Source organism: Virgibacillus alimentarius, assembly GCF_017874635.1.
In the GTDB taxonomy this organism is placed as follows: Bacteria; Bacillota; Bacilli; order Bacillales; family Amphibacillaceae; genus Virgibacillus_B; species Virgibacillus_B alimentarius.
Map to the genome: position 1 here is coordinate 1 of NZ_JAGIKX010000059.1, position 5,730 is coordinate 5,730.

6 protein-coding genes are annotated in these 5,730 nt (G+C 34.5%); 5 read left to right on the top strand and 1 reads right to left on the bottom strand.

Features of this window, described 5'->3' with window-relative positions:
* Positions 1-188 precede the first annotated feature (188 nt).
* From J2Z81_RS15440 to J2Z81_RS15450, 3 genes are read left to right on the top strand one after another with little or no spacing between them, the layout of a single operon-like run.
* Positions 189-665: a hypothetical protein gene (locus J2Z81_RS15440; RefSeq protein ID WP_226371740.1), complete on the top strand. Its 477-nt coding sequence runs from the start codon at positions 189-191 to the stop codon at positions 663-665.
* Between the two features lie 20 nt (positions 666-685).
* Positions 686-850, top strand: a complete 165-nt coding sequence (locus J2Z81_RS15445) for a hypothetical protein (RefSeq protein ID WP_226981403.1) — start codon at positions 686-688, stop codon at positions 848-850.
* Positions 851-903: 53 nt separating this feature from the next.
* Positions 904-1,659 (top strand): PmeII family type II restriction endonuclease, encoded by a 756-nt coding sequence (locus tag J2Z81_RS15450; RefSeq protein ID WP_226371741.1) that lies wholly within the window; start codon positions 904-906, stop codon positions 1,657-1,659.
* Positions 1,660-1,702: 43 nt separating this feature from the next.
* Here the strand turns inward: J2Z81_RS15450 and dcm are convergent, their stop codons facing one another.
* Positions 1,703-3,055, bottom strand: coding sequence for a DNA (cytosine-5-)-methyltransferase (gene dcm, locus J2Z81_RS15455; RefSeq protein WP_226981404.1), 1,353 nt, complete (start codon positions 3,053-3,055; stop codon positions 1,703-1,705).
* A gap of 153 nt (positions 3,056-3,208) precedes the next feature.
* Here dcm and J2Z81_RS15460 point away from each other — a divergent pair, with 153 nt between their 5' ends.
* Together J2Z81_RS15460 and J2Z81_RS15465 are read left to right on the top strand one after the other, a co-directional pair.
* On the top strand, positions 3,209-3,967 hold the full coding sequence (locus tag J2Z81_RS15460; RefSeq protein WP_226371742.1) for an HNH endonuclease: 759 nt from the start codon (positions 3,209-3,211) through the stop codon (positions 3,965-3,967).
* Positions 3,968-5,305: 1,338 nt separating this feature from the next.
* Entirely contained in the window at positions 5,306-5,671 is a 366-nt protein-coding gene (locus J2Z81_RS15465) for a serine integrase family protein (protein ID WP_226371743.1), read from the top strand.
* The last annotated feature ends 59 nt before the right edge of the window (positions 5,672-5,730 follow it).

The following is a 5,730-nucleotide window of genomic DNA, read 5'->3' on the forward strand; positions in this document are numbered from 1 at the left end:
AAGCAAAATTGACTGGACTGAGTCCGGTCGAATACCGAACTCAATCCAGCCAATCAGCTGCATAATAAAAACTCTAACTTTTAGGGGTCGCCACTGTCGCCACTTAGCTTGGTGTCTTTTTTATTAGGATTATTTTACTATATAATTATGGTATAATTTGGACAAATAAAAATGTTGGAGGATTAGCAATGGGAAATATACAGTTTTATGATAGCTTTGATATGCTCCCTACTGATACACTGCCTGATTATTGTCCTGTCTGTATGAAGTCTGTTCATCCTGAATATATTTTAATGCATCATATAAGCTCTGAATCTCATGAGCTATTATGTCATTGTCCAAATGGTGAGTGTGGCTCGCTTTTCTTTGCAGTTTATACTGAAAGCCCTTTTGATAATAGTGGTGATTGGTTGGAGCATTTATATCCTCATAACAAATATATTAAGGATTTTCCTAAGGAGGTAATTGAAGTATCTCCTGAGTTTAAAGAAATTTATAATCAAGCATATCATGCTGAAAAAGAACAGTTGGATATGATATGTGGGGTTGGCTATAGAAAAGCTCTTGAACATCTAATTAAAGATTACATAATTGACCTATATCCTGATAAGGAAGAAACAGTAAAGGTATCCATTCTATATCAAAATGTATTAATGAATATATAAATGACATTGATATTAAAGAAATGGCTGAAAGAGCTACATGGCTGGGTAATGATGAAACTCATTATGTAAGACAGTGGGAAAATAAAGACTTGCAGGATTTAAAAAATCTCATTGATTTAACTGTTTATTTTATAAGTAAAAACTTAAAGGCAAAAAAATATAAAGAGGAAATGGCTAAAAGGTAAAAAATACAGGGAAGAAATGGTAAGATATAGTAAAGAACAAAGGGGGAATAGCAGTGAGTAGTAATTTTGATGAAATTATTGAAAAGGCAAAGGATTTTTTTAGGAATGAAATAGCTCCCAGTCATATTGCCAATACAAAAAAATTAAAAAAACTAAAGGATTTTGATCTTAATCCATTTTTACATAAGTATAAGGCAAGTTTCCTAACAGGTAATGATGACCCTGAGAGCATAGCTAGAGCTTTGGTTTATCCTAGAGTTTTAGGTCAATCCATTAATACAACTTTTGGGAACAAGCTACAGAAATTTTGCAGTGAGGTTTTAGAAGGGTTTGCATCAACAACATCAGGAATTGACATTGAGTATATTGATAAATTGGATGGGAGGAGGAAATATTGCCAAATTAAGGCAGGGCCAAATACTATTAATAAAGATGATGTAGAAACAATTAAAGGACATTTTGCAGGAGTGAAAAACCTTGCAAGAACTAATAACTTAAATGTTGGTTTTAATGATTTAGTAGTAGGAGTTTTTTATGGTACACCTGATAATCTAAGTGGACATTATAAAAGGATAAATGAAGAGTATCCAGTGATAGTTGGTCAGGATTTTTGGTATAGACTAACAGGGGAAAAGGATTTTTATCAAAGGATTACTGATGCTATGGGGGAAGTTGCTTCAGAGTATGATGGTTCTGAACTGATTGAGGAAGTAATTAATACACTTACAAAAGAAATTGAAGAAAGTCTTAAGCCAACAGATAATTTTGAGGTTAAAGAAGTAGCTGAAGGAAAAGAAAAATATGAATAGTGTTATAAATAGGGAGGATGCTTTTCACACATCCATCCCCTTTTTACTTAATCTGGTTCAATACATTGACAATAGAAAGCCCTACAGCCTTTGCCATATTAACAGGCACAGCATTACCTATCTGTTTATAGGCATTTCCTACAGAACTGCCAAACTGCCAGCTGTCAGGAAAACTTTGGATTCTTGCATATTCCCTTACTGTAAAAGGTCTAGTTTCATCAGGATGACATCTTTCTGTTTGTTTCTGAGAAGGTGAGCAAGTTAAAGTTAAAGATGGCTCATCCCATGATATTCTTCTAGCCATTCCTGTCCTACCTCCTCCTGAGTAATAGCTTTTGCCCATGTATTGTTTAGCTATTTCATCAGGAAGGTCTCTCCAATATCCACCAGCAGGTACATGCTCTAATACTTTTCTTTTTGATTCAGGATATTTTACTCCCTCTGACTCAGGTACATCTTTTAGAATGTCTTTTAGAGTCAGCTCATAGCCATAAGGTTTAGGGAATAGATATTCTAAATTTTCATGGTTTGCTAAGTCATTCCTGATTCCTACAATAACTATTCTTTCCCTTTTCTGAGCCACATCATAATCTAATGCCCTAAGTACCTTCCATTTTACTGTATAGCCAATTTCAGAAAATACATCAAGCATGGTTTTTAAGGTATTTCCTCCATCATGATTAACAAGTCCTTTTACATTTTCAGCTAAAAACATTTTTGGCTTTAATTTTTCAAGTACTTTTGCATAATGGTAAAACATTGTACCTCTAGCATCTTGTAAACCACCCTTTTTACCTGCATAACTAAATGCCTGACAAGGGTAACCACCTGATAATAAATCTAATTCTCCACCAGTAGGAGCATCAATATAATTATCAATGCCATTTTCAGTAATTTTTTCAATATCTTCCTGAATTACATTCCACTCAGGTCTGTTTTTTCTTAAAGTGTTGCAGGCATGTTTATCTATTTCAACATTGCCAATGGAGTCAAAGCCTGCCTGTTCTAATCCTAGTGCCAGACCCCCTGCTCCTGCAAATAGTTCTAAAACTTTGTAATCTTTATTTGCCTTAACATTCCTTATCTCAATAAAATCATTAATGTCATCTTCTTGTTTCTTTTTATTACTGTTTTTAGGATAAACAACTTTCTTAGTGTTTTGCTCCTCTATTCCCAAATCAAATTCCATTTGCTCAGCATCCACTATGTCATCAAATTTCACATTAAGGGTTTCACATAGCTTCATAGCATTAGATTTGATAGGATTATAATTAGGTGAGAGTAACATAGATAGTTGATTTTTACTTAAACCCAGCTGCTCAGCTAATTCTTTCTGAGTGGAGATTCCATGTTCTTTCATATATAATCTAACTTTTTCTTTACTTATAGTATACATCTGTACCCCTCGCATAGTTAAATATTATTTTAACTTCTGTAATGGGTATTATAAATGTTTTTGTAATGACAAGTCAACATATAAGTCTATTTCTTGATAAAATTTCAGTATCATAAATATGTAAAGATATTACCATGAAAAAGAGTGAGTGACATGAATAGAAAAGAATTTGAAAAGTGGTTGGAAAATAATACAACAGTTATCCCATATACAATAGGCAGGTATACTGGTGCAATAGATACAATATCCTCTGAGTTAAGTAACTATGGAATAAGTGATGAGACTAGTTTGTATAATTTTTCAGATGTAACAAAGGTTGACATTATACTCAATAACAATAATTTTAAAAAGAAAAATAACAAAGGTAACAGGATGTATAGTGGAGCATTAAAATATTTTAAAGGATACATTAATGATGTTAATGAGAAAGACATTCAGCAGGAGTTAATGAAAGAAGAAAGGGAATTTAAGGAATATCTTAAAGAACCTCCTGTTAAGGGACAAAGAACCATTGTAGATAAAATGCATGATAAACCAAACTCCAAAAAAGTAAATAATAGAAAGGTCTGGCGCAGAAATCCTAAAAATGCCAGTGATGCTATAACACATGCTAATTATTTATGTGAGTATGAAAATGGACATAAACATTTCATTTCTAAGTATAACAATATGAATTATGTAGAGGCTCATCATTTAATCCCAATGGAGTTTCAAGACCAGTTTGATTGCAGTATAGATGTACCTGCTAACATAGTTTCCTTGTGTTCAGTTTGTCATAATCAAATTCATTATGGTTTGTTTGAAGAAAAGCAAGAAATATTAGATAAGCTATTTAAAAGCAGAAAAGATAGACTGAAAAAGTGTGGAATTAATATAGATATAGATAACCTTTACAAATTTTATCAGGATTAACATGTATGCTTGTTGGGCTTGTTGTGTATTTGTTTTCCTGCTGTTGTTGCTGTTTAGGCATAAGAAGTTATACAGCAGGTTGAGGCATTTTACTGTAGGGTAGCTTATATTTCCTGCTATTCCTGAAAAAATGGCATAGCTATATTTGACAGGCTGGTTGTGCGACATATCTACCCCTTCCTCCCCCTCTCCACCGCTTCCAGCACTTACCACTTGACCCATAACCTCACCTATACTTTCAGCACATAGCAGAATTGAAAGTTATTTTTAGTTTAATTTATTTTGTTGAAAGTTTATTAATGTTTGTTGATGCTGTACAGTCTGTCTGCTGTTACTGGTTCAGTACTGGTTCAGTCTGACACTGCTTGCTACTGTTAAGGACTGCTTGGACTGGCACTGCTGGCTCAGTCTACTGCTGTTAGTATGTAAGTGTATTGTTCAGGTACAGTATTTAGCCTGTTGTGTAGGAATCCACACAGATAACACAGCCTCCACACAGTAGCCAACTATTATTATTAGGTAGCTCAGGTGATACAGACAATAGAAAAGCACACAGAGGCTACAGTGACTTTGTTGTAAGGCTAGTGCTGATGTAGCTGTTAGGTGTGGCTGTTTTGCAGATTGTACAGATTACCCTTGCAGGTTGTCTATAATACTACTGTTTAATTACACAAATTACTGCCCCTGATTTAACAAGGCTGATAAAGTGTAAAAAACCTGTATAAAAAGTAATAGCTGAGATTAGCCCTGCAATATATACCCTACTATACTTCCTAATTTTCCTGTAGTGCCTTTAATGCCTTTACTTCCTTTATTTCCTTTAGCTAGTTAAAGTGCAGGCAAGGCTTTAAAAACAGTTATATCAAGGGCTGGCTGGGTATTTGTAGGTGAAATAAGTAAAAGTTGTAAAGTGGGAGGGAGGAGCTTGCGAGGCTGGTTGTGCAGGTGTACACAGTATAGAACAGTATAGAACAGCAAGCCTACTATATAAAACAACAGCCTAACAGCACCCCAACAGTATCTCATCCATCCTGCATCATCCATTCCCATCAATCATCCATCACCCATCTCCATTACATCATATCCCTTTATATAAAAATTTACCCCCCCTGTTACAGCAGATTTAACTGCCATAACAGAGGGTAGGGTATAACTATAATTTTACTTATAAAAAGTTAAGGGAAGGTAGATAGACAGTCTCAGAATGTAGTTATAGTAGTGTTAAGTACATACTGTTACTGCCTAACTGCCTTAAAATGCAATAAACACTAATGCAATTATACCAACAACATTAAAGAAAAGGTAAGGTAAGCTGTACTAGCCTTATAAGCTGTAACCTTGCAAGGTATGGATAGGCTTTCAAGAAACCCTGCTAATTGGGAGACAGTCAGAGAGGCTTTAACAAACTATGAGGTATTATTTATAGATAAATCAGAAGCAGTAAAAGATTTTGCAGGAAATGATAATGATTCTTTTACCAGTGATGTGGAGGCTTTTGCATCAAGTTTAGAATATAAGATGATAAAGAAAAGACTCAGAGATGGTAAATTAGCAGGTGCTATGAAAGGTCATTGGGTCAATGGTAAAGCTCCCTTTGGTTATGAATACTCACACAAACACAAAAGGCTTGTACCTGACACAGAAGGCTCACCCTCCCCTGTAGAAAACATGGATAGGCTACACTTAATTAGACAGATTCGTTAAGGTCATATAAACTTGGTTCAAGAAAAGTCGGAGGAGAATCAAAAATGGCCAACAAAAGA